Origin of the sequence: Micromonospora sp. URMC 106, from assembly GCF_051386395.1 — a bacterium.
In the GTDB taxonomy this organism is placed as follows: Bacteria; Actinomycetota; Actinomycetes; order Mycobacteriales; family Micromonosporaceae; genus Micromonospora.
In genome coordinates, this window is the sequence record NZ_JBPQTP010000100.1 from 1 (window position 1) to 24,562 (window position 24,562).

Consider the following 24,562-nt stretch of genomic DNA (forward strand, 5'->3'; position numbering starts at 1 on the left):
GGCGGCGGGCGGGGCCGGGCGGGCGGCCGGCGGACGGGGCGGGGCGCCGTCGAGCGGTACCACGGCGAGCCGGGCCCGCCCCTCGACGAGCGCGGCGAGGTCGGCGGCGGGCAGCTCCCGCAGCAGCGCCGCCACCACGTCGGCGACGTCGCGGACCCGGCCGGTCACGCCCCGACCCGCTCGGGTTGGAGGTGTTCGAGGAACTCGGTGGCGAGCTGGCGCAGCTCGTCGCGGACCACCGGCGCGGTGAGCCGGTCGCGGAGCACCACCGGCACGCCGCGTGGGGTGTTCGTGGCGAACGCCGTGACGTTCTCCCGCAGGGCGGTGGGGAAGACCGGCAGGCCCAGCGCGCGGACCTGGTCCATGTAGCCCTGGTGCGCGGCGATCGGCCGCTGCGCCATGAGCTGGATCATGGTGAACACCACGCCCGCGACGCCGGGGGCCACCTTGTGGTGCCGGCGGGTGGTGGCGAAGCGCCGGGCGTCGGCGTTGTACCGGTCGACCAGCTCCCGGACGTTGCCGTGCAGGTAGTCGATGCCCAGGGTGGACAGGTAGTCCGCCTTCGCCGGGATGAGCAGGTGGTCGCTGGCGATGATGGCCGACTGGGTGACCACGTTGAAGTTCGGCGGACAGTCGATCAGCACCATGTCGTAGCCGCCCAGCGCGTCGTCGTGCAAACCCTCGGCGAGGGAGCCGCGCACCCGGAACAGCTCGGCGTCGTACTCGTCGCCGTCGGCCACGCCGCGCGCCAGCGTCAGGTCGATGTCGACGAGCTGGAGGTGGGAGGCGATCAGGTCGAGGCGGCCGGCGCCGGTGAGCCGCGCGTTCGCCGGGCCGGGGGAGACGACCAGCTCGCCCAGGGTCACCGCCGGGGTGTCCCCGCGCAGCCCGTCGTACCAGCGCTTCACCGTCCGGCCGTCGCGCAGTCGCTCCCGCCAGTCGTCGGGGTCGTAGAAGCCGAACGTCAGGCTGGCCTGTGGGTCGAGGTCGACGAGCAGCACCTTCATGCCCCGGTTGGCCAGTTCGGCCCCGACGTTGGCGGTGACGGTGGTCTTGCCGACCCCGCCCTTGTAGTTGATCACGGACACCACGTACACCGGCGGCACCTCCCCAGACCGGGAACGGTAGCGGTCGGGCGGATCACGCGGGGAACCGCTCCGACCGGTCCGCCGTTGCACGTAAGTACGTAACTTCGTAGTATCGATGTATGGCGGAGATCGAAGACCGGCTCAGTGCGTTGGAGGCGCAGGTGGCCGCGCTGGCCGAGCGCTTCGCGGCGGAGCCGCCCCCGGCCGAGGCGCCGCCCGCGCCCGACGGTGTCTTCTGGGCCCTCGACGGGCTGAAGCGGAGGCTGCCCGCCGACGGCACCGGCGCGGTGCTCTACACCGGCACCGTCCGCCTCGACGAGGAGCACTACGACTGGCAGTACGGCCGCACCGTCGACGACGTGCTCGCCGGGGACTGGACGGAGCTGGCCGGTGTGCTGACCGCCCTGGCCCACCCGGTGCGGCTGCGCCTGCTGCGCGAGATCCTGACCGGCCGGCACGGCACCGCCGAGCTGGCCGCGATCGAGGGCCTGGGCACCACCGGCCAGCTACACCACCACCTGCGCCAGCTCACCGCCGCCGGCTGGCTGCGCAGTGCCGGCCGGGGCCGCTACGCCGTCCCCGCCGAACGGGTCGTGCCGCTGCTGGCCATCCTCACCGCCGCCCGCCGCTGACGCACCCCGCACCGTCTCCGGGCGACCTCCGCACCGCCTCCGGGCCGACCCCGACGGAAGGAGCACCATGCGCAAGCCGACCATCCTCGCCCTGGCCGTCGCACCCGTCGCCGCGGTCGCGGCCATCGGGATCATGCCGGGGCCAACCCGGCTCACCGGGCAGAGCACCGGCGACGCCGCGCTGGCCGCCGCCGTCCGGGAGGCGGTGCCCGACCCGGAGGGGCACCGTGGCCTCGCCGTCGCCGTGGTGGAGAACGGCCAGGTCCGGACCGCCGGCCTGGGCGACCGCGACCCCGACGGCCGACCCGTCGAACCGGGCACGCCGTTCGAGATCGGCTCGATCACCAAGGTGATGACCGGGATGCTCCTCGCCCGGCAGGCGGCGACGGGGGCGGTCCGCCCCGACGAGCCGGTCGGCGCCGCACTGCCCGAGCTGACCGGCCCCGCCCGCGAGGTCACCCTCGCCGAGTTGGCCAGCCACCGTTCCGGTCTGCCCCGGCTGCCCGCCACCTCGCCCGGCGACCTGGCCCGCGCCTGGTGGACCAACCTCACCGGCGGCAACCCCTACGCCGGCGAGGACGCCGGGTGGCTGGTCGAGGCCGCCGGCGACGAGGAGCCCGGCGACCGCCGCGGGCAGGTCCGCTACTCCAACCTCGGCGTGGCGCTGCTCGGGCAGGCGCTCGCCGCCCGGGCCGGCACGTCGTACCCGGAACTGCTCGACCGCGAGCTGCTGCGACCGCTCGGCATGACGGCGACCGTGGTGGCGACCGACGCCGGCGCCCTGCCGCCCGGGCGGGCCGAGGGCGCCACCGGCAGCGGGCGCGCCGTCGACGCCTGGGTCGGCAGCGGCTACGCGCCGGCCGGGATCGGCTACTGGTCGACCGTCGAGGACCTGGCCCGGCTGGTCGGCGCGACGCTCGCCGGCACCGCCCCCGGCGCCGACGCCGCCACCCCGCGCTTCACCGACGACGAGCGCAGTCGGATCGGCTACGGCTGGTTCACCACCCGCCACGGCGACCGCGAGGTCGTCTGGCACAACGGCGCCACCGGCGGCTTCCACGCGTACGCGGGCTTCGAACGGGCCACCGGGCGGGGCGTGGTGGTGCTCGGCAACACCGACGCGGACGTGGCGCCGATCGGGCTGCGGCTGCTCGGCGTACCGACGGAGGACGCCGACCGCGACGTCCCGCCGCCGCCGGTCTGGATCAGCGCCGGGCTCGCGGTGTTCTTCACCTTCCTCGGCGGGCTCAGCCTGCTCACCACGGCCCGCCGTGCCCCGGACCGGCTCACCCTGGCGCCCGCCGCCGCCTGGGCGGCGCTCTACCTCGGCCTCGGTCACCGGCTGGGCGACTGGACGGTGGTCCCCGCCTGGCTCTGGCCGGTGGGCGTCGGCCTCGCCGCCGGCGGGATCGCGCTGGCCGCGTACCGCTGGCGGGGCCTGCCGTCGCTCGCCGGCGCGCCGCCGTGGCGGCGGCTGACCGGCACGGCGGTCTCGGCGGCCTTCGCGATCCTGGCCGGCGTCGTCATCGCGGGCTGACGGCGGACGCCCTCAGCCGCCGGCGTCATCGCGGGCGGCTGAGGGCGGAGGTCCTCAGCCGCGGCCGGCGAGCTTCGACCGGCGGTAGCCGTAGAAGGCGTAGATCAGCGCGCCGAGCACGAACCAGACCGCGAAGCGCAGCCACGTCTCCGGGGCGAGGAAGGTGATCAGCCAGACGGAGAAGAGCGCGCCGATCGCGGGCACCACCGGCATGCCCGGCAGCCGGAACGTGCGCGGCGCGTCGGGGCGGCGGTAGCGCAGCACGATCACCGCGACGCAGACCACCACGAAGGCGAGCAGGATGCCGATGTTGGTCAGCTCGGCGGCCTCCCGGATCGGCAGGAAGCCGGCGATGAGGGCCGAGCCGACGCCGACGATCCAGGTGACCCGGCTCGGCACCCGGCGGACCGGGTGCAGCTTGGCGAACCAGCCCGGCAGCAGGCCGTCGCGGCTCATCGAGAACCACACCCGGGTGACGCCGAGCATGAAGGTGAACATCACGGTCAGGATGCCGATGATCGCGCCGACGGCGATGACGCTGGCCAGGCCGGACAGGCCGACGGAGGCGAACGCGGAGGAGAAGCCGCTCTCCGGGTCGATGTCCCGGTAGTTCTGCATGCCGGTCAGCACCAGGGTGGCCAGCACGTAGAGGACCATCGAGATGGCCAGCGAGTAGATGATCGCCTTGGGCATGTGCCGGCGGGCGTCCTTCGACTCCTCGGCGGCGGTGCTCATCGCGTCGTAGCCGAAGACCGCGAAGAAGACCGTCGCCGCGCCGGTGAACGCCCCGCTCAACCCGAACGGGAAGAACGGCGAGTAGTTGGCGGTCTTGACGTAGAAGAAGCCCACCACGATCACCAGCAGCACCACGGCGACCTTCAACCCGACGACGAACGTCTCGAAGCGGGCCGCGGACTTGATGCCGAGGTTCAGCAGGAACGCGATGAACAGGCAGAGGACCACCGCGAAGAGGTCCACCACGTGCCCGTCGCCGGTGCCCGGAGCGCCCAGCATCCACGCCGGCAGCTCCGCCCCCAGCTCCGTGACGAGGAAGGAGAAGTAGCCGGAGATGCCGATGGCCACCACGGCCACGATCGCGGTGTACTCCAGCAGCAGGTCCCAGCCGATGAACCAGCCCACGGCCTCGCCGAGCACCGCGTACCCGTAGGTGTAGGCCGAGCCGGCCTTCGGGATCATGCCGGCGAACTCGGCGTACGACAGGGCGGCCGCCGCGCTGGCGAGCCCGGCGATCAGGAACGAGATCAGCACGGCCGGGCCCGCGGTCTCGCTCGCCACCGCGCCGGCCAGGGCGAAGATGCCCGCGCCGATGATGCCGCCCACGCCGATGGCGGTGAGCTGCCAGAGCCCGAGGGAGCGGGCCAGCCCCTCGCCGCCCTCGTCGGCGATCTCCTCGACCGGCTTGCGGCGGAAGATGCCACTGCCGCCGCCGTTCGCCGCGCTTCCCGTGGAGGTCATCGTCGTCCCCCTTCCGATCCCGTCCGGGCGGTCGCCCGTGCGCCGTGCGGTACCCGCGAACGACGCGGGCAAATCTCCAACGAGGACAGCCGTGCCGAGGTGCGGCGCCGGCTCACTCGGCGACCGGCAGCACGACCTCGTTGCGGCGCAGGAACGACGGTGTCCACGGCGGGTCGAAGCGCGCGTACCGGACCGCGCCGGTGGGGCGCAGCCCGGCCGCGGTGACCGCCCGGCCGAGCGCGGTAGCCCGCCGGTCGAACGCCCGCGCCGTCCACCGGCCCCGGAACCGGACCGCGGCGGCGAGCTGCCCGGGGACGCTGCGGGTACGTACCCGGGGGTCCGTCGGCTCGGGCAGCGCGTCGGGCGTGCAGGCCGCCGGCAGCACGAACCGCACCAGCCAGCAGCCCGGCCGGTCCGCCTCCTCCTGCAGGTACGGCGCGGTCATCGCGATCGTCGCCGGGCCCGCCTCCCGCGCCGCCGGCCCGCCCCCGCCCTCAACGCGGGAGCGGTTGGCGCCCCCGATGTACGCGGCCAGCGGCCGGAAGCCGTCCCGGGCGGCCTGCTCGAACGACCCCTCGACCCGTACCTCGGCGATCAGGTGCGGCGGGTAGCGGCGCAGCTCGAAGCCGGGGTGCCGGGTCACCACCCGGTACGGCTGCTGCTCGGTCATCGCGCGCTCCCCGTGGCCAGGGCCCCGTCGAACGCAACGCTACCGTCCGTCGACCTCCGGCTCAGGCGAAGTCGCGTCCTCCGGTCTGGGGCGCGCGGCCGACCGGGTCAGCCGCCAGTACTGCCGTTTGCGCTCGTCGCGGACCACCACCCCGCAGCGGGCCAGTTCGCCGCGCAGCTCCCGCGCCTCGCCGCCCCGGTCGTCGTCGAGCGCCCGCTGCCGGGCGCGCAGCAGCGCGTCCGCGCCGACCGGCAGCCCGGGCAGCCCCGGCACCCACCGCCGGTACGCGTCCCGGTGCGGGTCGGCCTCCGCCCACGGCCAGCCGTGCTCCCGGAAGGCGGCGCGCAGCCGGTCGGGGGCCAGGTCCGACTTCTCCCGGACCAGCTCCTCGTCGTCCGGGCCGAGCAGCACCAGTTCCCTGCCGTCGAGGAACACCGCGCGCACCTCCCGGCGCTGGACCTCCCACCGGGTGCCGTCGCGGCGCAACCCCACCCGCTCGGCGCCGACGGTGACGGCGAGCCGCTCGGCGGTGCCGATGGCGGCGACCACCAGGCCGCCCAGCGCGCCGACGGCCAGCCCGCCGATGCTGGCCTGCGGGTCGGGCAGCCCGGCGACCAGTTCGAGCAGGTCCTGCGCCGGTGCCCAGGGCAGCTCGGCCAGCCACCCCGCGCCCGCGGTGAGCAGCCATCCGGCGCCCGCCCCGAGCACCGGGAAGCCGCCCCAGAGCAGCGCCAGCTCCGCCGCGCCGCCGTCGACGACGGTGGGAGCGCCGTAGCCGTCCACCGTCAGGACACCTCGCGGCGCAGGGTGCGGACCAGCCCGGCGACCAGCGGGACGACCAGCCAGACCAGCAGCGACACCCCGAGCCGTGCCCACTGCCCGGCGGTCACGTCCGGGGTGAACAGCGGTTCCATGGTCCGGCTCGTGTCCAGCCAGCCCGCCGGGCCGTGCAGCGGCCGGATCAGCCCGCCGAGGATCGACCAGAGGGTCGGCAGCAGCAGGTAGCCGACGATGGCCAGCGGCGTGTTGAGCAGCAGCAGGCCGAAGCCGGCGCCCATCAGCACGTTGGCGACCTGGAACACCACGGCGTGCAGCAGCAGCGCCCCCTCGAAGTGCCAGGTGCCCGCGCCCCCCGTGGCCCCGGCGACCAGCGTGCCGACGGCCGCCACGGCGAGGCTGACCAGCACCGACGCCAGGGCGGCCAGCACCGTCGCGGCCAGCTTGGCGGCGATCACCCGCCCCCGGCGGGGCACCAGGGCGAACGTGGTCAGCGCGCTGCGCTGCGACCACTCGCTGGTGATCGACAGGATGCCGAGCACCGGCAGCAGCAACCCGACCGGCAGCAGCGTCGAAAGGAAGAAGTTGGCGAAGGTCTGTTCGGCGTCCGGTGCCCAGATCAGCTGGACGACCACGAGGGCGGCGGCGAGCAGCCCGATGGTGACCAGCAGCCACAGCCCGGCCCGGGTGTCGACGAGCTTGCGCAGCTCGACGCCGGTGAGCCGGAGCGGCGACGGTCGGCGTACCGCCGGACGGTGGTGGGGCGCGACGGTGGACGGGTTGGCGGTGGTGGTGGTCATCGGACGGCCTCCCGGGTCGACGCGCCGGCGGTCAGGGTGAGGAAGAGCTGTTCCAAGCCGCCGCTGCCGGCCGGGCGCAGTTCGGTGAGGGCGACGCCGGCGTCGGCGGCGGCCTGCCCGACCGCCTCGGCGTCGGCGCGGACCAGCAACCCGTCGGTGCCCTCGGTGACCGGCAGCCCGGCCCGGTCCAACGCGCCGCGCAGCGCCGCCGCGTCCCGCGCCCGGACCAGGGTGCCGCCCCCGGCCAGCAGCTCGTCCTTGTCGCCCTGGGCCACGATCCGGCCGCCCCCGATCACCACCAGCCGGTCCGCGACCGCCTCCACCTCGCGCAGCAGGTGGGAGGAGAGCAGCACGGTGCCGCCCCGGTCGGCGAAGTCGCGCAGCAGGCCGCGCATCCAGAAGATGCCCTCCGGGTCCAGGCCGTTGGCCGGCTCGTCGAGGATCAGCACGCGCGGGTCGCCCAGCAGCGCGTGCGCCAGGCCGAGCCGCTGCCGCATCCCCAACGAGTACGCCCGGACCCGGCGCTTCGCCGCGACCGCGTTCAGCCCGACCAGGTCGAGCGTGGCGGCCACCCGCCGGCGGTCCACGCCCATCGTCGCGGCGGCGACGGTCAGCGCCTCCCGGCCGGTGCGCCCGGCGTGCTGGGCCGAGGCGTCCAGCAGCACGCCGACCTCCCGGCCCGGGTTGGGCAGCTCCCGGTACGCCCGGCCGACGACCGTGGCGCCGCCGCCGCTGGGCGGGGTGAGCCCGCAGATCATCCGCATGGTGGTGGACTTGCCGGCCCCGTTGGGCCCCAGGAAGCCGGTGACGGTGCCCGGCTCGCAGCGGAACGACACGTCGTCGACGGCGGTGTGCCGCCCGTACCGTTTGGTGAGGTGTTCCACGTCGATCATGTCGGTCAGGCTGCCCGCGCCGGCCGGCTGCCCGCTGCGGCCGACGGTCTCGCCCGGCGGCTACCTTGGTCGACGCCGAGGTGTCGACTTTGGTAGCTGGCCGGTGTCCCGGCCGGCTGCCTAGCATGGCGGCGTGACCAGCGCCGCCGTACCCGACCATCCCTGGCTGCTGCCGGGGGCACTCGTCGAGGCGGCCGGGCGGACCCGGCGGACCGCGCGCGACTGGCTCGTGGACGGCCTCGGTTTCCTGCTCGCCCTCGGCTGGGCGGTGCTGGCCTTCGGGGACGCCGCGTCACCCGACCCGCAGTTCGCGCTGAACGCCGGCCCGGCCTGGTTGGAGGAGCTCGACTTCGTGTGCGGGCTGGCCGCCGCCGCCGCGCTCTGGGTGCGCCGGCGCTGGCCGGTGGGCCTGGCGGTGGCCACGCTGCCGCTGGGGGCCTTCTCCGTCACCGCCTCGATGGCGCTGCTGATCATCGTCTTCACGGTCGCCGTGCGCCGCCCCTTCCCGGTCGCGGCCGGGCTGGTCGGCGTGCACCTGCTGCTGGCGTTCGCCTACTACGGGCTCCGCCCGGACCCGGCCCTGTCCTTCTGGGCGGCGATGGTCTGGACGGTGCTCTTCATCGCCGCCGTGCTGGCGTGGGGAATGTTCGTCCGGGCGCGACGACAGCTGGTCGTGTCGCTGCGCGAGCGCGCCGAGCGGGCCGAGGCCGAGCAGCAGTTGCGGGTGGCGCAGGCCCGGCACCTGGAGCGCACCCGGATCGCCCGGGAGATGCACGACGTGCTGGCACACCGGATCTCGCTGCTCAGCCTGCACGCCGGGGCGCTGGAGTTCCGGCCGGACGCCGCGCCGGAGGAGGTGGCGAAGGCGGCCGGGGTGATCCGGACCAGCCCCCACGCCGCGCTGCAGGACCTGCGCGAGGTGATCGGGGTGCTCCGCGCGGAGACCGCCGCCGAGGAGGACCCGGAGCGCCCGCAGCCCACCCTGGGCGACCTGCCCGCGCTGATCGAGGAGTCCCGGGCGGCCGGGGTGCGGGTGAGCGTCCGCGACGTGGTCCCGGCGGTGGATCGGGTGCCTCTGGCGGTGGGGCGCAGCGTCTACCGGATCGTGCAGGAGGGGTTGACCAACGCCCGCAAGCACGCCGCCGGCGCCGCGGTCACCGTCGACGTGACCGGCGGCCCCGGCGACGGGCTGACCGTGGAGATCCGCAACCGGTGGCCGGTCGGCGGCATCACCGGCCCGGAGATCCCCGGCGCCGGCACCGGCCTGGTAGGCATCGCCGAACGGGTCAACCTGGCCGGCGGCCGGTTGGCGTACGGGCGGGACGACTCGGGCGACTTCCGGCTGGCCGCGTGGCTGCCGTGGCCGGCGTGACCGGGCCGGCGACGCCCGGCACCGGCACCGAGGGGCCGGTGCGGGTGCTGATCGTCGACGACGACGCGCTGGTCCGGGCCGGCCTGTCGATGATCCTCGGCGGCGCGCCGGACCTGCTCGTGGTCGGCGAGGCCGCCGACGGCAGCGAGGTGCCCGCCGCCGTGGCCGCGTGCGCGCCGGACGTGGTGCTGATGGACATCCGGATGCCCCGGCTGGACGGGCTCGCCGCGACCGAGGCGCTGCGGGCGTCGCCCGACCCGCCGGAGGTGCTGGTGCTGACCACCTTCGACGCCGACGAGCAGGTGCTCCGGGCGCTGCGGGCGGGGGCCGGCGGCTTCCTGCTCAAGGACACCCCGCCGGCCGAGATCGTGCGGGCGGTACGCCGGGTGGCGGCCGGGGAGGCCACCCTCTCCCCGGCGGTGACCCGCCGGCTGATCGACCACGTCACGGCCCCCCGCGCGGCGGCCGGCCCCGACCCGCGCCGGGAGCGGGCGCTGCGGCAGCTCGACGGGCTCAGCGAACGGGAGCGCGAGGTCGCCGTCGCGCTGGGGCAGGGCCAGACCAACGCCGAGATCGCCGGCGAGCTGTTCATGAGCGTCGCGACGGTCAAGGCGTACGTGTCGCGGCTGCTGGTCAAGCTCGACCTGAACAACCGCGTCCAGGTCGCCCTGCTGGTCCACGACGCCGGCCTGGTCTGAGCCGCGCGTCGTCCGCGGCTCCGGCTCGCCCGGATTGAACTTCCCGGGCGCGGGGGCCGTACCAGTTGCCGAGGATGCGGTGCGGCGCGTCAGCCGCACCGCTGCCGGAGCCGCGGGAGGCCTGCCGTGCGAGTTGGTGAGCAGTCGACGGATCCCATCGACCAGATCCTGGGCGAGGTGCCGGTGCCGGCGCCGTTGACCCCCGAGGACGTCCGGCTCGCGGTCCGGGCGGTGGTGGTGCACGCCGCCGAGGAGTGGCCGGCCGGTCCGCTGTGCCGCAACGACGGCGTGACGTACCCGTGCCGACTGCACCGCTGGGGGCGGCGGGTGCTGGAGCGGCACGGACTCAGCGAGCGACAGATCGACGCCCTGGTCCGGCACGGCAATCCCTTCGTGCACGTGCCCTTCCCGTTCCCGGTGACCGGTTCCGCGTCGGCCCGCGCCGAGGGCGGGCCGGGCACCCGCCAGGTGGTCGCGCCCGCCGCCCGCCCCGCCGGCCCCGGCCGGCCGGTGCCCGCCACCGCGCCGCGCTGGCCCCGGGCGAGCTGAGCGGAGGCAGCGTCCGCTCGCGGCGACCCGGGGCAGGACGACGCCGGCCCGGGCGCGGGGATTCCCCACCCGCGCTCCAGGCCGGCGTCGCCGTGGCCGTCGATCGGCTGGATCTGACCGCCGGCCGGTCCAGCCGGTTCTCCGTCCGGCACGCCCGGTCGGTGCCGTCCGACCCGGCCGGTCGTGCCCGGGCCGGCCGGCTCAGTCGTTGCCGGCGCCGATCCCGCAGTCGGGCGCGGACCAGCTGGTGGTGTTCGGCGTGCGGTCGCTGTCGTTCTCGCGGCGCGAGTCCACGTGCACGTGGTCGTCGTGGTCCGGGTAGCCCGGCCCGTAGATCCCGCTGAAGCCCCGGTTGCGGGCGTCCCGGGCCACCTGGCACAGCGACTTGCTGCGCGAGTACACGTCGGCGGCGTTGCCGTAGAGGTGCTGGCTGTCCGACGCCCCGCCGACCTGCTCGTTGCAGCCGCGGCTGCGGAAACCGCTGCTGACGTGGAGCGGCTGGTCGCCCAGGCCGCGCCGCATCGCCTCCAGCTTCCACATGGTGCGCAGGGCGTTCTGCCGGGTCTGGGCGGCGGAGAGCGGGCCGCCGGTCCACCCACCGCGGCCGCAGCCGTCGTCCAGCTCCGTGAAGCTGAAGTGCCGCGGGGTGCAGTCGTTGTCCTGCAGCTCGTAGAGCTTGGCGTAGGTCTGCGGCCCGGCGACGCCGTCGACCCGCAGCCCGTACGCGGACTGGAACCGCCGGACCGCGGCGGCGGTCTTGGGCCCGAAGCGGCCGTCGTTCTCCACGATGTCCCGGTGGCCGGCCCAGCCGGCGACCCGGATCTGCAGTTGGCGGACGTCGTCGCCGGAGCGCCCCTGGTAGAGGTTGCGCTTCCACGTGTAGCAGCCGTCGGCATGGGCCGCTGGCGCGGCGACCACCGTGGCGATCGCGGCTCCCGGCATCGCCAGGGCGAATGCGACAACCACTCGTTTCAGGGTGTTAACGCGCACAGAAGTCCTCCCGATAGGAGTGCGATTGGGGTGGCGTCCGGGACATCGACCGGGACGTCCCGCGCTTTCCACCCTGGCAGTCGGGCGGCCCTTTGGTGGCAATTAACGAGAATTGTCCTCGCGATCGGCAGTTCCTGGGTCTTGCCTGGGAATCGGCCCCGTTTGCGAACCACCCATTCGCTGCTAACGGGCCGCACGAAACCGTGAACGGCGCGGAAAGGCGCAGGCGGGCACGCCGATGCTGATGTTCGCGGGGCGGTCGCGGGCGGTAACGTCAGCGCCGGCGGGCACGGGGGAGGAGGCGGCGTGGCGCGCGGTGGCGTCTTCTGCATCGAGGGCCAGTGGCACCGGGACCTCAACGAGCGCGGCTCCGTCCTGCCCACCCTCGAACTGCTCGAACGGCTCGGGAAGATCCGTTTCATCCACAAGGACGCGGCGACCCGCGACGAACTCTTCTACTTCCTCGACCGCTGGCTGCTCAAGCAGTACGCCGACCACCGGGTGGGCTTCTTCGCGATGCACGGCGAACCGAGCCGGCTCTGCCTCACCGACTGGGAATCCGTCGAACTCGCCGACGTCGCCGAGTTGATGGCCGGCCGTTGCGAGGGTCGGCGGCTCTATTTCGGTAGCTGTTCCGTGCTGCGCGCCTCCGACGCCGCGCTGCGGGACTTCCTGGACGCCACCGGAGCGGCGCTGATCTGCGGTTACACGCGGGAGGTGGACTGGGTGGAGTCGGCGGCCTTCGAGACCGTGCTGCTCGACGTGCTGGCCAACGGTCAACGGCACAACGCCGCCGAGCTGCGGATGGGCTCGGCGCACTGGGCGCCCCTCGCGTCGTACCTCGGCTTCCGGATCATCTACGCCAACGGCCGCGCCTGGCGGCCCTCGGCCCGCCCCCGGGTGCCCGCGCAGCCCGCCGCCGGCCGTGCCGCGCCCCGCCCGCGCTGACCGACTGGTAGAAACGGGTGGTGGCACGCAGCATCGCGACGAACACCCGGGTCGACCGGGCGGAGCTGGTCGAGTTCCTCCGGCCACGGCACCGGGTGGTGCTGATGACCACCCGTGCCGACGGGCGGCCGCAGTCCTCACCGGTCTCCGCCGGGGTGGACGCCGAGGGGCGGCTGGTGATCTCGACGTACCCGGAGCGGGCCAAGGTGAGCAACATCCGACGCGACCCACGGGTCTCCGCGTGCGTGCTCTCCGACGACTGGAACGGGCCCTGGGTGCACCTCGACGGCACCGCCGAGGTGCTCGACCTGCCGGAGGCGCTGGAGCCGCTCGTGGAGTACTTCCGGTGCATCTCCGGCGAGCACCCGGACTGGGACGAGTACCGGGCGGCGATGGTCCGCCAGGGCAAGTCGCTGATCCGGGTCACCATCGACGCCTGGGGCCCGGTCGCCACCGGCGGTTTCCCCGCCCGCCTCGCCGACTGACGCCGGTGTCGCCCGGCCGCCCGGGCCGCCCGCGCCCCGGCCGCCCGGGCCGCCCGCGCCCCGGCCGCCCGGGCCCGCCCGCCCTCAGTAAGCGGCGGTGAACCGCGCGTTCTCGTGGCGCGGGGTCTCGATCTCGTCGACGATGGCGACCGCCAGGTCCTCGTAGCTGAGCACCGAGCGCCCCTCGTGGTCGGTGACCGGCTGGTCGCCGCCGGTGCGGTAGTGCCCGGTGCGCTCGCCGGGGTGGAACTCCAGCGGTGGCGGGGAGACGTACGTCCAGCTCACCCCGTCGGCCGAGGAGCGGTAGAAGTCGAGGGCGTCGGCCTGGCCCTGCGCGGCGTCGCGGTACTCGTCGGGGAAGTCCGGCTCGTCGAGGTAGCGGGTGCCCCTCGGGGTGAGCAGGGTCGACCCGCCGCCGACGTGGATGATCCGGGGCGCGGCCGGCAGGCCCCGCAGCGCGCCGACCAGGCTCCGCGCGGCGTCCAGCCAGAGGCCGCGTTCGCCGCCGCCGATCGCCACCACCATGGCGTCGGTGTCCGGCGCCAGCTCCCGTACGCTCCGCTCGCTGGTGGCGTCGCCGGTGACCACCTTGACCGCTGGCGGCAGGTACGACGTGGCCTCCGGGCGGCGGACCGCCGCGGTGACCCGGTGCCCCCGGTTGACCGCCTCGGCGGTGATCCGCGAGCCCGCGGTGCCCCCCGCCCCGAACACGACGATGTTGCTCATGACCGCCTCCCGCCCCGCCCGTCCGGCCCGGCGGACGTAGCCGACTCCAGGCTATTGAGCGGCGCCGCCGCGCGCTGGCGGACCGGGGATCCCGGCGGTCCCGCCGGGCCCTCGCGCTGTCGCGGGGCGTCGGGGCGCGGCGGAGCGGTGCGCCGGCGCGTGACGGTGCCCGGCGCGCTCAGTCGAGCAGGGCGGAGTAGACGAGCTGGCGCAGCTGCGGCCGCAGCGGGTGGGTGCTCGACGGCATGAGCTGGGTGAAGAGCAGCGCGGTGACCTCCTCCACCGGGTCCACCCAGAACGCCGTGCTCGCCACGCCACCCCAGTAGTACTCGCCGACGCTGCTCGGCACCCGGCTGGGCACCGGGTCCTGCACCACGGCGAAGCCGAGCCCGAAACCGATCCCGTCGAGGGTGGTCTCGGCGAAGCCGCCGGTGGACAGCGTGCCCAGGTCCTGCCCGCCGGGCAGGTGGTTGCGGGTCATGAAGCGCAGCGTGCGCGGGCCCAGCAGGCGCACCCCGTCCAGCTCGCCGCCGCGCAGGAGCATCTGGGTGAACCGGTGGTAGTCGGCGGCGGTGGAGAGCAGGCCGCCGCCGCCGGAGAGCAGCAGCGGATTCTCGTACGCCAGGGCGCCCAGCTTGTCGTAGCGGACCGCGCGGCCGGTGCGTGGGTCGGGCGCGTAGAGCGCGGCGAGCCGGTCGGCGGCGGCACCCTCGGCCCACCAGTGCGTGTCGGTCATGCCGAGCGGACGGAAGATCCGGTCGGCGAAGAAGGCGTCCAGGCTCTGCCCGGAGACCACCTCGACCAGCCGGCCGAGCACGTCGGTGGCGACCGAGTAGCCCCAGGCCGTGCCGGGCTGGAACAGCAGGGGCAGCTCGCCGAACGCCTGGCAGGCGGTCGCCAGGTCGACGTCCGCCGGCGGGTACAGGTCGTAGCCGGCGGCCCGGTAGAGGCCGTCGACCACCGAGGTCTGCATGAAGCCGTACGTCAGGCCGGCGGTGTGGGTGAGCAGGTGCCAGACCCGGATCGGCTCGATCGCCGGCACCGTGTACGGCTTGAGGGCGGAGCCCTTGGCGTAGACCCGCAGGTCGGCGAACTCGGGCAGCCAACGGCTGATCTCGTCGGTCAGCTGGAAGCGGCCCTCCTCCCAGAGCATCATCGCGGCGACGGAGGTGACCGGCTTGGTCATCGAGTAGATCCGCCAGAGCGTGTCCGCCTCGACGGGCGCCCCCGCCTCGACGTCGCGCAGCCCGTACGTGGACGAGTGGGCGATCTCGCCGCGCCGGGTGACGACCACCTGCCAGCCGGCGAGCCGGCCGTCGTCGACGTACCTGCCGAAGTGCGCGTCGATCCGAGCCAGGCGCGCCGGGTCGAAGCCGATCGCGTCCGGGTCGATGCTGCGTGCCACGTTCACGCCGCCGAAACTACTAGTCGGTACGCCCGCCCGGAAGGGCCGGCCGCCACACATGTCGCACCCCGTCAGTAGCCTGGCCCGATGCCCGAGCTGACCGAGGACGCCACCTTCCGCAACGAGGACTGGTACGGCGAGGAGTTGGTGGACCGGCACTTCGTCCGCTGCTCCTTCTTCCACGTCGACCTGACCGAGGCGGTCAGCCGGGGCGCGGTCTTCGACGGGTGCACCTTCGGCAACGTGCGGTTCAACGCCTCGCGGCACACCGACTCGGCCTTCACCCGCTGCGCCTTCCAGCGCTGCAACCTCTTCGAGGCCGAGTTCACCGGCTGCAAGCTGGTGGGCAGCACGTTCACCCAGTGCGACCTGCGGCCGTTGACGATCGCCGGCGGCGACTGGTCGTTCGTCGCGCTGCCCGGCGCCGACCTGCGCGGAGTCCGGATCACCGACGTCCGGATGCGGGAGGTCGACCTCACCGGCGCCAACCTGACCGGCGCCACGGTCACCGGCGTCGACCTCTCCGCCGCGCAACTGCACAGCTCCCGGCTCTCCGGCGCCGACCTGCGCCGCAGCGACCTGACCGCGCTCGACCCGACGGTCGTGGAGCGGGCCGGGGCGATCGTCGACCCGGAGCAGGCCATCGTGATCGCGCAGACGCTCGGCTTCGAGATCCGCTGAGAAAACCCGCCGCGGGTTGTCCGGATTCACTGCGACGCTGGTCCCATGACATGGTGGTCTGATCTCGTGCGGGAGGAGCCCGGGTTCGCCGAGCGCGTGCGGGCCCGCTTCGCGGTACGCAAGCACGGCACGATGGCGACGCTGCGCCGGGACGGTTCGCCCCGGATCAGCGGCACCGAGTTCGACTTCGACGCCGAGCACCTGCGGCTGGGCAGCATGGCCGGCGCGCTCAAGGCCCTCGACCTGCGCCGCGACCCACGGGTGGCGCTGCACTGCCCGACCGAGGACACTCCCGAGGACGATCCGGGGTCCTGGGGCGGCGACGCGAAGATCGCCGGCCTGGCGCACGAGGAACCGCCCGGCGAGGACGGCTCGCACCGGTTCCGGATCGAGCTGACCGAGGTGGTGCTGACCCGGGTGGGCGACCCGCCGGACCACCTGGTCATCGAGAGCTGGCACCCCGGCCGTGGGCTGCGCCGTCGCCGGCGACACTGAACGGCCCCCGGCCCGCAACCACCTTCCGGATCGATGTCCGCTACGGTCCGGTGACGAACGGGACACGCCCGGCCGCCCCGTCTGGTGCGCCCGACGAGCCCGCGCCAACGCGGGACGCCCCCGACGGGCGCTCGCGTACGCCCGGGCGGCGGCCGGTGGGGAGTGGAGGGTCGGTGGCGGAGGAAGACCTGACGCGGCAGGGTGTCCGGCCGGCGCGGCACGGCGGCGGCGACGGCGACCGGGCGAGCGCCACCCCCGCCCGGCACCGGCCGTTCCTACCCCCACCCGGGCGGCGGACCCGCAGCGACCTGCGGCGGCTAACCCGCGTCCGGCAACGCCGACGGTGGGCGGTCGAGAGTGTCGCCGTGCTCGTCTGCCTGGTCGCCCTCGTGACGTACCTGAACTCCGGCGACCCCGGGCCGGGCGAGGAGACCGGGGGCGGGGTGCCGGCGGGGGTCGGCGGGCCCACCGGATTCCCCGGCGTCGAGGGGCGCGACCCCGCCGCCGGCCAGGTCTCGCCGGGACTGCGGCCCCGGCAGCGCCCGCCCAGCCCGTCCGCCTCCCCGACGCCGCCGGTGCGCCCGACGCTCGACGCCGGGATGGCCGAGGCGCCGGCCGAGGTGGACCTGACCGCGGTGGGCGGCCGGGACTGGGTCCACTGGGGGTTGCGCGGAGCGGACTCGACGGTCCGCAAGCGCGGCGGCACCGGCGACATCCGGGACGAGGGCGGCCGGGGCGCACTGGGTGGCTGGGACGACAACCAGGAGAGCTTCCGGTGGCGCGACGGCACCCCGGTCGAGTCGGTGGGCGGCTCGCCCCACGGGGTCTACCGCTGCGGCGCCGGCGGCGGCTTCACCCTCGCCGTCGTCGCCGACGGTCAACCGCGCACCGTCCGCCTCTACGCCGGGGTGTGGATGGCGCGGGGGCGGCTCGACGCGCGCCTCTCCGACGGCGGTCCGACCAGGACCCTGCGGATCGAGGACCGGCACACCAGCCGCTCCGCCGAGTTCACCCTCCGCTTCCAGGCGTCGAAGGGGGCCCGGCTGGTGCTGAGCTGGACCGCGGAGGAGGTCTTCACCGACGACTGCGGCAACGTGGGCGTGCAGGCGGTCGCGTTGCGCTGACTGCCCGACGCCCCGCGTCCGCACGGGTCAGCCGGTGCGCGGCGGCGATCGCCCGGTGCTCGGGCGCGTCCCGGAGTAGCGTGGTCGCGACGAGCAGCCGCGGACGAAGGGCAGGGCCGATGACCTCGGGCGAGCAGGTGCTGGACAGCCCGCAGGGCTGGGTGGCCGACCACATCCGGCGGTACGTCGAGACCGACGGCGCCGAGGGGCACGAGTGGCGGCCCGGGGTCTTCACGCTGCTGCTGACCACCCGTGGCCGGCGCAGCGGAAAGCTCCGCCGGACCGCGCTCATCTACGGCCGCGACGGCGACGCGTACCTGGTGGTCGCCTCGCAGGGCGGCGACCCGAGGCATCCGGCCTGGTACCTGAACCTGCTCGACGAGCCGCTGGTCGAGGTGCAGGTGGGCGCCGAGCGGTTCACCGCGCGGGCGCGTACCGCGACGGCCGAGGAGAAGCCGCGGATGTGGTCCACGATGGCCGCCATCTGGCCGGCGTACGACGACTACCAGGCGAAGACCGACCGGCAGATCCCGGTCGTCGTGCTCGAACGGGTCTGACCAGGGGCGTCACCGGCCCCGGTCGGTCCCTCGCGCGAGGGAGCCGGTCCACCCCTGCCGGGGAGCCGGCGCGCCGCGTACGACGGCATCGTCGGAGGCATGACCACCACGCTGCCGCCCCCGGTCCCGACCCGCGCCGCCGTCCGTCGACGCCACCCCGTCCTGCCGTACGCCGTCATCGCCTGGGCCCTCGCCTACGGCGCGGTGCGGGTGCGCTGGGCCCTCGTCGGCGCGCCGGAGTTCCCGCCGCTCGACACGGACCTCGTGGTCTTCACCGGCTGGTGGGCCGTGGCGCTCTGCGCCGCCGCCGGCCTGGTCGGCGCGGGGCTCGCCGCCGCCCGCTTCTGGCGCCCGGCGTTGGCCGCGGCCGGCTGGGTCGTCTGCGCGGCGGTGCTGCTCTCCTGCGCGTTGCTGCTGCTGGACGTGGTCGGGCTGCTGATCCTCGACCCGGGCGCGGCGTTCCACCCGGGCGCCCTGCTCAGCCGGCTCGCCTGCCTCACCGGGGCCGCGCTGCTGCACGCGGCGCTCCTCGGCCACCGGCGTCGGCTGCGGGGGGACTGTCGCCGGTGCGGCCGCACCGGCCCGGTACGCGACGCGTCGGCGACGGTGCCCGCCTGGGCCCGGGCGGCGGCCTGGGCGGCGGTTCTCGGATGCCTGCTGCGCCTGGCGGCCCAATTGTGGGTCGGCTTCGAGGACGTGCCGCTCAGCCAGGGCGCGTCGATGATCGCCTTCGAGGTCGGCTTCCTGCTCGCCGGCGTGCTGCTGCCGCTGGCCCTGGTGCACTCCTGGGGGTGGTCTGGCCCGGCTGGGTGCCGCTGCTGGCCGGCCGGCGCGTCCCCCGGCTGCTGCTCCTCGCCCCGGCGGCGCTGTTCTCCGTCGGCCTGGTCTGCTACTTCGGGGTCGGCATCGCCCAGCTCACCGTCGAGACGGTCACCGGCACGTTCGACCCGGGCGGCGGCCGCTACCCGCTCGCGTTCTTCTGGGTCGCCGAGCCCGCGTACTGGCTGTGGGGCTGGGGGCTGGGGGTCGCGGCGGTCGGCCACCACCTGCGTACCCGGCGCCCGTGCCGGGGCTGCGGCCGCTGAGCCGGGACAGTTTGTCCGTCGCGCCGTGTTCAGCGTGCCGTAACTTTCTGCTGTCCACGCCCGACCATCCTCTGTGGAGGCACGACCGATGAGCAGCACCACCACCCGCACCGTCCGTCCGACCGCCCCGCAGGGCGCCGGGGAGCCGTCCGGGGAGGTGCTCCGGGAGATCCCGCTGCCGCCGTACGTCACCGCCGAGGACGCGCAGTTCGCCGTCCGGGCGGTCGTGGTGCACGCGCCCCGGCGCTGGTCCGGCGGGACGGTCTGCCGCAACGACGCCAGCCCGCACCCGTGCCGGCTGCACCGCTGGGGAACCCGGGTGCTGGCGCAGCGCGGCCTGCGCCCCGCCGACATCGCCGCGCTGATCGCGGGCGGCGACCCGGACGCCGAGCCGCCCCACCGCCCGAGCGCCTGAGCGCCGGCGGGGCCCTCGCACCGGGCCCCGCCGGCCCCGTCAGCAGGCGACGGGCTTCACCCAGGAGCACTCCCGGCCCTCCGGGACCCGGGGAGCGTCGGGCGCCGTCCGGGGCGCGACCCGCGCCGCGGTCGCGGCCTTCTCGGTGTACGAGGCGAGCGCGATGGCGATCTGGTCCTCCAGCCCCTTGACGGACGAGGCCAGGTAGTTGTTGAGCAGGATGGAGAACGCCAGCACCCGCCCGTCGGCGTCGGTGACGTAGCCGGACAGGCCGGAGACGCCGGTCAGGCTGCCGGTCTTGGCGTGCACGTTGCCGGCCGCCGGGGTGCCGCGCATCCGGCTGCGCAGCGTGCCGCCGACGAAGCGGTCCGCGTCGCCGGCGACCGGCAGGGCGGCGTACCAGGTGTCGAACCAGGGCTCGGCGCGGACGGCGGTGAGCAGGTCCACGAACTCGTCGGCCGGAATCAGGTTGCGCCGCGAGAGCCCGGAGCCGTCCCGCTGGCGCAGCGTGCCGGTGTCCATCCCGGCGTCGGCGACGTACTCGCTGATCGCCGCCAGCCCGGCGGGCCAGGTGCCGGAGCCGGTGAGCACCCGGCCGATCTCCTTGGTCAGCACCTCGGCGTGCCCGTTGTTGGAGAGCTTGAGGAACGGCACCATCAGCTGGGACAGGGGCATCGACTCGTGCCGCCCCACCTCGGCCGCCTCCTCCGGGGTGGCCTGGCCCAGCACGGTCCGGCCGAGCACCCGCACGCCGTGCCTGCGCAGCGCCGCGCGGAAGACGTCGGCGGCGTAGCCGGTGGGCTCCCAGACGGTCACCCAGTCGCTCTCCGGTTGGTCGCCGAGCGCGATCTGGCCGGTGACCACGACGGTGTTGCTGCCGTGCGCGCGCTCGAAGGAGATCGAGGTCTCCCCGTCGGCGACCGTCTGCGCCCGGTTGTCGATCTTCAGGTAGCCGGTGGCCGGGGTGGTGGTGACGACCGGGCGCGCGCCGGCGCTCGCGCCGGGCGCGGCGTGCACGATGACCGTGCCCGCGTCGTAGTCGGTGTCCGGCGCCACGGTCAGGGCGGAGACCTGCGCCGCGTAGTAGTAGGGCTCGTCGTCCCACGTCCAGTCGGGGCCGAGGCGGGTGCTGTCGTAGCGGGTGTCGTCGGCGACCAGGTTGCCGGTGACCACCCGGACGCCCTTGGCGGCGACCTGCGCGGCCAGCGCGTCGTAGTCGGCGGCGAGCATGGTCGGGTCGCCGCCGCCGCGCAGGTAGAGGTTGCCGGAGACGAGGCCCGCGCGGCGGGTGCCGGTGGTGCGCGCCTCCGTGCTGAAGCGGTGCCCGGGCCCGAGCAGCTCCAGCGCCGCGGCCGAGGTCAGCAGCTTGGTGTTGGAGGCGGGCACCAGGCGGCGGTCCCCGTTGCGGTGATAGACGGTCGCACCGGTGGCGGCGTCCTTGACGACCACCGACGCCTGCGCTCCGGCCAGCCGGGAGTCGGCGAGGATCGCGTCGATGGTGGCGTTCAGACGGGTCGCCGCGGGGGTCGGCGACTCGGCGGTGGCGGTCGGGGCCCCGGCCGTGGCGGCGGCGGCCACCAGCGCCGCCAGCGCGAGCGTCCGGGGGAAGAGACGACGATGCATGCGCTGATGCTGCCACGGAGGAATCTTCCAGAGAAGACCGTTGACCGAAAGAAAAGTGCAGGCGCCGGGGTGTGAGCGGCGAGACGCCTTCCGGCGGGCAGCCGGGCGGCGCGTTCGTTGTTGCACCCGGCATGGACGAGCGCTCCGTCGACGTGCTGGTGATCGGGGCCGGACAGGCCGGCCTCTCCGCCGGCTACCACCTGCGCCGCGCCGGCTTCGCCCCCGGCGGGGGCTTCGTGATCCTGGACGGGGACGACGGGCCGGGCGGGGCGTGGCGGCACCGCTGGCCCACGCTGCGGCTCGACCGGGTGCACGGCTTCCACGACCTGCCCGGCCTGCCGTTCCCGGCGGCGGAGCCCGACCGGCCGGCGGCCGAGGTGGTCAGCGCCTACTTCGCCGCGTACGAGCGCGCGTTCGACCTGCCGGTACGGCGTCCGGTCCGGGTCCGCGAGGTGCGCGACCGGGCCGACGGCCGGCTGGACGTCCTGACCGACCGGGGCGACTGGTCCACCCGGGCCCTGGTCAACGCCACCGGCACCTGGACCCGGCCGTTCTGGCCGCACTACCCGGGCCGGTCCAGCTTCCGGGGCCGTCAGCTGCACACCGCCGACTACCGGGGCCCCGCCGAGTTCGCCGGCCGGCGGGTCGTGGTGGTCGGCGGCGGGACGTCGGCCGTCCAGCTGCTCGCCGAGGTCTCCACCGTCGCGGCCGGCACCACCTGGGTGACCCGGCGCCCGCCCGACTTCCGCGACGAGGAGTTCACCCCCGAGCGGGGGCGGGCGGCGGTGGCCCTGGTCGACGCGGCGGTCCGCGCCGGTCGGCCCCCGGCCAGCGTGGTCGGGGTGACCGGGCTGCCGCTCACGCCGGAGCTGCGCCGGCTGCGCGAGCGCGGCGTGCTCGACCGCCTACCCGTGTTCGACCGGATCACACCCGACGGGGTGGCCTGGGACGACGGCAGGTTCGTGCCCGCCGACGTGATCCTCTGGTGCACCGGATTCCGGGCCGCGCTGGACCACCTCGCGCCGCTGCGGCTGCGCGCGCCCGGCGGCGGTATCACCATGGACGGCACCCGGGTGGTCGCCGACGAGCGGATTCACCTGATCGGGTACGGACCGTCGGCGAGCACGGTCGGCGCCAACCGGGCCGGCCGCGCGGCGGCACGCGAGATCCGGGCCCGGCTGACCCCGGCCGGCGCCCGGCACTGACCCCGCTCTATTTGACGGATCCCCCGACACGGGGCAACGTAGGCCGTGAAGGGGCTCCTACCTGCCCCAAGCTGCGACGGCGATGTGCGTGTCGCCCTTCCATCGCCTCCGACGTGCGCTCGTGCGCGGGCCGAGCCCCGGTCCGCACCACGAATCCGAGAATCCACGAGGAGTTCCGCCATGCTCACCATGACCGACAACGCCGTGCTGGTCATCCGAGACCTCGCCAACCAGCAGGACGTCGCCGAGGACGGCGGGGTGCGGATCGCCGCCGACACCGAGGCGGGCTCGCTCACCGTCGAGCTGGTCGCCGAACCGGTCGAGGGCGACCATGTGGTCGACAACCAGGGCGCCCGGATCTTCCTGGACTCCGACGCCGCCGAGCTGCTCGGCGACGCCTCGGTGGACGCGAGCGTCGACGACGAGGGCATCGTGCAGTTCGGGTTCACCGAGAAGCAGTGACGGCCGGTCAGCCGGCCCGGCGGGTCTCCCCGCCCCGGTGCGGCCGGGCGGGCCGGCCCCGTTCCGGGCTCGCGTGACCGGACCGCCACGCCCCCGGCCGGGTCTCCCGGCCGGGGTGCGGCAGCGCCGCCAGCACGTGCGCCAGGTGGTGCGACGTGCTCCACGCCGCCCAGTTGCTGGCCGACCCCGCTCCGGCGCCCCGACGGGCGCGCCGGACGATCTCGTGGTCGCCCCAGGAAAAGTCGGCCCCGGCGGCCGGCCAGTGGGGCGCCGAGACCAGCGCCCGACACAGGTCAGCGAACCGGTCGTCGCCCCGCCCGCCCCGCCGGGACCAGCGGTACACCCACCAGGCGTCGTCGGCCGTGTAGCGCACGGTCGGCAGCCGGTCGCCCGGCTGTTCGGCGCCGGGCACCGCCGAGCCGACGCCGTAGTCGGCGTACCCGACGCCGAGGTCGGCCAGGCGCTGCCACAGCCGCCAGTCCCAGCGGTCGAGGCGGACCGGCTCGTCGGTGGGCAGGCGCGTCACCGCCGGCGGCATCCCGCCGGCCGCCACGCTCACCGAGCGCCAGGCGTGCCGGCGCGCCCACTCCAGCAGCCGGCGCAGCCGGGGCTCGGCCCCCCGCACGTCGGCCGCGCAGCACACGTCCCCGGCGTCGAGGAGCAGGTCGCACTGCTCGGGCACCAGGCGGGTGAACCGCCAGATCCGCTCCACCGCCGCCGTGGCCGCGTCCGGGCCGGTCCGGTCCCGGCCGACCCGCAGCCGGACCACCGCCCGGTGGGCGTGGATCCGGGCCGCCACGCCGTGCGCCACGAGGCGCGGGTCGCTGTCCGCGAGCCCGATCACCGGCACCAGCGGTACGCCCCACCGGGCCAGCTCGGTCTCCGGGGCGTCGGGCAGGTCGGTGACGTCGACGCCCGGGAGCAGCCCCTCGGGCAGCCGACCGAGCACGTCCAGTGTGTACGAGTCCAAGATGGACACCTGGAGGACCGGGGCGAGCAGCGGCGCCACGACATCGTCGAGATGACTGAGCGCCTCCAGCTCGCCCCGCCGGTTGGCGAGGATGGGGCGGTAGACCGGTTCCGCCGCCCGGCCCCCGTGGGCGGGCACCATACCCCAATGTAGCCAGACATCGGTGTCGGTCACAGGGTCGTTCGGCCCGGCCCCGCGCCCCGGTACGCCTCCGCCCCGGTACGCCGCCCCGCGCCCGGTGCGGCCCTCCGCCCCGGGCCCGGCTCGCGTCCGGAGGCGACCCGCCGGGCCGACGACGCCGCCGCCCCCGCGGCGGGAGGCGGCGACACCGGCGCCCCGGTCAGTCGTCGTCGCCTGAGTCGTCCTTGTCGTCATCGTCGTCGCGGTCGTCATCGTCGTCGACCGGCTCCTGCTCGGCCTTGACCACCGTGCCGTTGTCCCGGTCGACGTCGATCTCGTGCTCGGTCTGCCCGGCGATGATCTCCACGCTCCACACCGGGCGGCCGTCCTCCTGTTCGGCCTCGACCTCGACGACCTGTCCGCCGCCCGCCCGGGCCAGCGCGATCTCCCGGGCCCGCTGCTCGGACACGGCGTCCCCGCCGGCCGCCGGGGCGCCGCTGCCCGACGGCGTGCCGGGGGTCGCCGGAGTGCCGCCGGTCGCCGGCGCGGTGCCCGGGGAGGCGGTCGCCGTGCCGCCCGGGGTGGCGGCGGTGGTCGGGGCGGTCGTGGCGGCGGCCAGCGTGGTCGCCCGGGCCGGGCCGCCGTCGGCGGCCGCGACGCCGAGGGTCGCGCCGGCCACGGCGAGCACGGCCAGGCCGCCGACCGACGCCAGGATCAGGGGGTTGCGCGTCATCTCATTTCGCCTTTCCTCGGTTCCTGACCACGAGGATCGCGCCCGG

Annotated in this window: 27 protein-coding genes; 15 read left to right on the forward strand and 12 right to left on the reverse strand. The window is 75.4% G+C overall.

Going from position 1 to position 24,562, the window contains the following annotated elements; genetic code table 11:
* Window positions 1–164 precede the first annotated feature (164 nt).
* Complete coding sequence (locus tag ACSNOB_RS24945; RefSeq protein ID WP_436688888.1) at window positions 165–1,097, reverse strand: ParA family protein; 933 nt, start codon at window positions 1,095–1,097, stop codon at window positions 165–167.
* Between the two features lie 110 nt (window positions 1,098–1,207).
* Between ACSNOB_RS24945 and ACSNOB_RS24950 the strand changes: the two genes are divergently transcribed.
* Window positions 1,208–1,720 carry an ArsR/SmtB family transcription factor gene (locus ACSNOB_RS24950; protein ID WP_436688890.1) on the forward strand — a complete coding sequence of 171 codons (513 nt, stop codon included), beginning with the start codon at window positions 1,208–1,210 and terminating at the stop codon, window positions 1,718–1,720.
* Between the two features lie 67 nt (window positions 1,721–1,787).
* On the forward strand, window positions 1,788–3,257 hold the full coding sequence (locus ACSNOB_RS24955) for a serine hydrolase domain-containing protein (RefSeq protein WP_436688892.1): 1,470 nt from the start codon (window positions 1,788–1,790) through the stop codon (window positions 3,255–3,257).
* A gap of 54 nt (window positions 3,258–3,311) precedes the next feature.
* Here ACSNOB_RS24955 and ACSNOB_RS24960 read toward each other — a convergent pair whose 3' ends face one another.
* The 5 genes from ACSNOB_RS24960 to ACSNOB_RS24980 form a co-directional block, all read right to left on the reverse strand.
* Window positions 3,312–4,733, reverse strand: a complete 1,422-nt coding sequence (locus ACSNOB_RS24960) for an amino acid permease (RefSeq protein ID WP_393111781.1) — start codon at window positions 4,731–4,733, stop codon at window positions 3,312–3,314.
* A gap of 112 nt (window positions 4,734–4,845) precedes the next feature.
* Window positions 4,846–5,403, reverse strand: coding sequence for an SOUL family heme-binding protein (locus ACSNOB_RS24965; RefSeq protein WP_436688894.1), 558 nt, complete (start codon window positions 5,401–5,403; stop codon window positions 4,846–4,848).
* Between the two features lie 39 nt (window positions 5,404–5,442).
* The gene (locus ACSNOB_RS24970; RefSeq protein ID WP_436688896.1) at window positions 5,443–6,186 is read right to left on the reverse strand and encodes a YqeB family protein; all 744 of its coding nucleotides are present in this window, start codon (window positions 6,184–6,186) and stop codon (window positions 5,443–5,445) included.
* A 2-nt stretch (window positions 6,187–6,188) separates the two neighbouring features.
* Window positions 6,189–6,980 (reverse strand): ABC transporter permease, encoded by a 792-nt coding sequence (locus ACSNOB_RS24975; RefSeq protein ID WP_436688898.1) that lies wholly within the window; start codon window positions 6,978–6,980, stop codon window positions 6,189–6,191.
* A complete protein-coding gene (locus ACSNOB_RS24980; protein WP_436688900.1) occupies window positions 6,977–7,873 on the reverse strand; it encodes an ABC transporter ATP-binding protein in 897 nt (298 codons plus the stop codon). The genes ACSNOB_RS24975 and ACSNOB_RS24980 overlap by 4 nt, the downstream gene beginning before the upstream one ends.
* A 133-nt stretch (window positions 7,874–8,006) precedes the next feature.
* On the opposite strand from ACSNOB_RS24980, the gene ACSNOB_RS24985 reads away from it, so the two are divergent.
* The 3 genes from ACSNOB_RS24985 (at window position 8,007) to ACSNOB_RS24995 (ending at window position 10,492) form a co-directional block, all read left to right on the forward strand.
* Entirely contained in the window at window positions 8,007–9,245 is a 1,239-nt protein-coding gene (locus ACSNOB_RS24985) for a sensor histidine kinase (protein WP_436688902.1), read from the forward strand.
* A complete protein-coding gene (locus ACSNOB_RS24990; RefSeq protein ID WP_436688934.1) occupies window positions 9,233–9,943 on the forward strand; it encodes a response regulator in 711 nt (236 codons plus the stop codon). The genes ACSNOB_RS24985 and ACSNOB_RS24990 overlap by 13 nt, the downstream gene beginning before the upstream one ends.
* A gap of 126 nt (window positions 9,944–10,069) precedes the next feature.
* Window positions 10,070–10,492 carry a hypothetical protein gene (locus tag ACSNOB_RS24995; protein WP_436688904.1) on the forward strand — a complete coding sequence of 141 codons (423 nt, stop codon included), beginning with the start codon at window positions 10,070–10,072 and terminating at the stop codon, window positions 10,490–10,492.
* 201 nt (window positions 10,493–10,693) lie between these two features.
* Here ACSNOB_RS24995 and ACSNOB_RS25000 read toward each other — a convergent pair whose 3' ends face one another.
* Entirely contained in the window at window positions 10,694–11,482 is a 789-nt protein-coding gene (locus tag ACSNOB_RS25000; RefSeq protein ID WP_393111768.1) for a D-Ala-D-Ala carboxypeptidase family metallohydrolase, read from the reverse strand.
* Window positions 11,483–11,788: 306 nt separating this feature from the next.
* Between ACSNOB_RS25000 and ACSNOB_RS25005 the strand changes: the two genes are divergently transcribed.
* A complete protein-coding gene (locus tag ACSNOB_RS25005; protein ID WP_436688906.1) occupies window positions 11,789–12,430 on the forward strand; it encodes a DUF6642 family protein in 642 nt (213 codons plus the stop codon).
* A gap of 20 nt (window positions 12,431–12,450) precedes the next feature.
* The gene (locus tag ACSNOB_RS25010) at window positions 12,451–12,915 is read left to right on the forward strand and encodes a PPOX class F420-dependent oxidoreductase (RefSeq protein WP_436688908.1); all 465 of its coding nucleotides are present in this window, start codon (window positions 12,451–12,453) and stop codon (window positions 12,913–12,915) included.
* A gap of 84 nt (window positions 12,916–12,999) precedes the next feature.
* Here the strand turns inward: ACSNOB_RS25010 and ACSNOB_RS25015 are convergent, their stop codons facing one another.
* Window positions 13,000–13,641, reverse strand: coding sequence for an NAD(P)-dependent oxidoreductase (locus tag ACSNOB_RS25015; protein WP_436688910.1), 642 nt, complete (start codon window positions 13,639–13,641; stop codon window positions 13,000–13,002).
* A gap of 178 nt (window positions 13,642–13,819) precedes the next feature.
* Window positions 13,820–15,052, reverse strand: coding sequence for a serine hydrolase domain-containing protein (locus ACSNOB_RS25020; RefSeq protein ID WP_436688912.1), 1,233 nt, complete (start codon window positions 15,050–15,052; stop codon window positions 13,820–13,822).
* 81 nt (window positions 15,053–15,133) lie between these two features.
* On the opposite strand from ACSNOB_RS25020, the gene ACSNOB_RS25025 reads away from it, so the two are divergent.
* The 6 genes from ACSNOB_RS25025 to ACSNOB_RS25050 all read left to right on the forward strand — a co-directional run bounded on the left by ACSNOB_RS25025 (window position 15,134) and on the right by ACSNOB_RS25050 (window position 19,403).
* Window positions 15,134–15,727 carry a pentapeptide repeat-containing protein gene (locus ACSNOB_RS25025; protein ID WP_436688914.1) on the forward strand — a complete coding sequence of 198 codons (594 nt, stop codon included), beginning with the start codon at window positions 15,134–15,136 and terminating at the stop codon, window positions 15,725–15,727.
* A 45-nt stretch (window positions 15,728–15,772) separates the two neighbouring features.
* Window positions 15,773–16,222: a pyridoxamine 5'-phosphate oxidase family protein gene (locus tag ACSNOB_RS25030; protein ID WP_436688916.1), complete on the forward strand. Its 450-nt coding sequence runs from the start codon at window positions 15,773–15,775 to the stop codon at window positions 16,220–16,222.
* Window positions 16,223–16,395: 173 nt separating this feature from the next.
* The gene (locus ACSNOB_RS25035) at window positions 16,396–17,346 is read left to right on the forward strand and encodes a hypothetical protein (protein ID WP_436688918.1); all 951 of its coding nucleotides are present in this window, start codon (window positions 16,396–16,398) and stop codon (window positions 17,344–17,346) included.
* A 119-nt stretch (window positions 17,347–17,465) separates the two neighbouring features.
* Window positions 17,466–17,903: a nitroreductase family deazaflavin-dependent oxidoreductase gene (locus ACSNOB_RS25040; RefSeq protein WP_436688920.1), complete on the forward strand. Its 438-nt coding sequence runs from the start codon at window positions 17,466–17,468 to the stop codon at window positions 17,901–17,903.
* Between the two features lie 99 nt (window positions 17,904–18,002).
* Window positions 18,003–19,031, forward strand: a complete 1,029-nt coding sequence (locus ACSNOB_RS25045) for a hypothetical protein (protein ID WP_436688922.1) — start codon at window positions 18,003–18,005, stop codon at window positions 19,029–19,031.
* A gap of 45 nt (window positions 19,032–19,076) precedes the next feature.
* Window positions 19,077–19,403: a hypothetical protein gene (locus ACSNOB_RS25050; protein ID WP_436688924.1), complete on the forward strand. Its 327-nt coding sequence runs from the start codon at window positions 19,077–19,079 to the stop codon at window positions 19,401–19,403.
* 39 nt (window positions 19,404–19,442) lie between these two features.
* On the opposite strand, the gene dacB is transcribed toward ACSNOB_RS25050, so the two are convergent.
* Entirely contained in the window at window positions 19,443–21,026 is a 1,584-nt protein-coding gene (gene dacB / locus ACSNOB_RS25055; RefSeq protein WP_436688926.1) for a D-alanyl-D-alanine carboxypeptidase/D-alanyl-D-alanine endopeptidase, read from the reverse strand.
* A 131-nt stretch (window positions 21,027–21,157) separates the two neighbouring features.
* On the opposite strand from dacB, the gene ACSNOB_RS25060 reads away from it, so the two are divergent.
* Both ACSNOB_RS25060 and ACSNOB_RS25065 read left to right on the forward strand, forming a co-directional pair.
* The gene (locus tag ACSNOB_RS25060; RefSeq protein ID WP_436688928.1) at window positions 21,158–22,231 is read left to right on the forward strand and encodes an NAD(P)-binding domain-containing protein; all 1,074 of its coding nucleotides are present in this window, start codon (window positions 21,158–21,160) and stop codon (window positions 22,229–22,231) included.
* A 180-nt stretch (window positions 22,232–22,411) separates the two neighbouring features.
* The gene (locus ACSNOB_RS25065) at window positions 22,412–22,693 is read left to right on the forward strand and encodes an adhesin (protein ID WP_393111742.1); all 282 of its coding nucleotides are present in this window, start codon (window positions 22,412–22,414) and stop codon (window positions 22,691–22,693) included.
* Between the two features lie 7 nt (window positions 22,694–22,700).
* On the opposite strand, the gene ACSNOB_RS25070 is transcribed toward ACSNOB_RS25065, so the two are convergent.
* Both ACSNOB_RS25070 and ACSNOB_RS25075 read right to left on the reverse strand, forming a co-directional pair.
* Window positions 22,701–23,804: a beta family protein gene (locus ACSNOB_RS25070; protein ID WP_436688930.1), complete on the reverse strand. Its 1,104-nt coding sequence runs from the start codon at window positions 23,802–23,804 to the stop codon at window positions 22,701–22,703.
* Window positions 23,805–24,003: 199 nt separating this feature from the next.
* Complete coding sequence (locus ACSNOB_RS25075) at window positions 24,004–24,516, reverse strand: PepSY domain-containing protein (protein ID WP_436688932.1); 513 nt, start codon at window positions 24,514–24,516, stop codon at window positions 24,004–24,006.
* Window positions 24,517–24,562 lie beyond the last annotated feature (46 nt).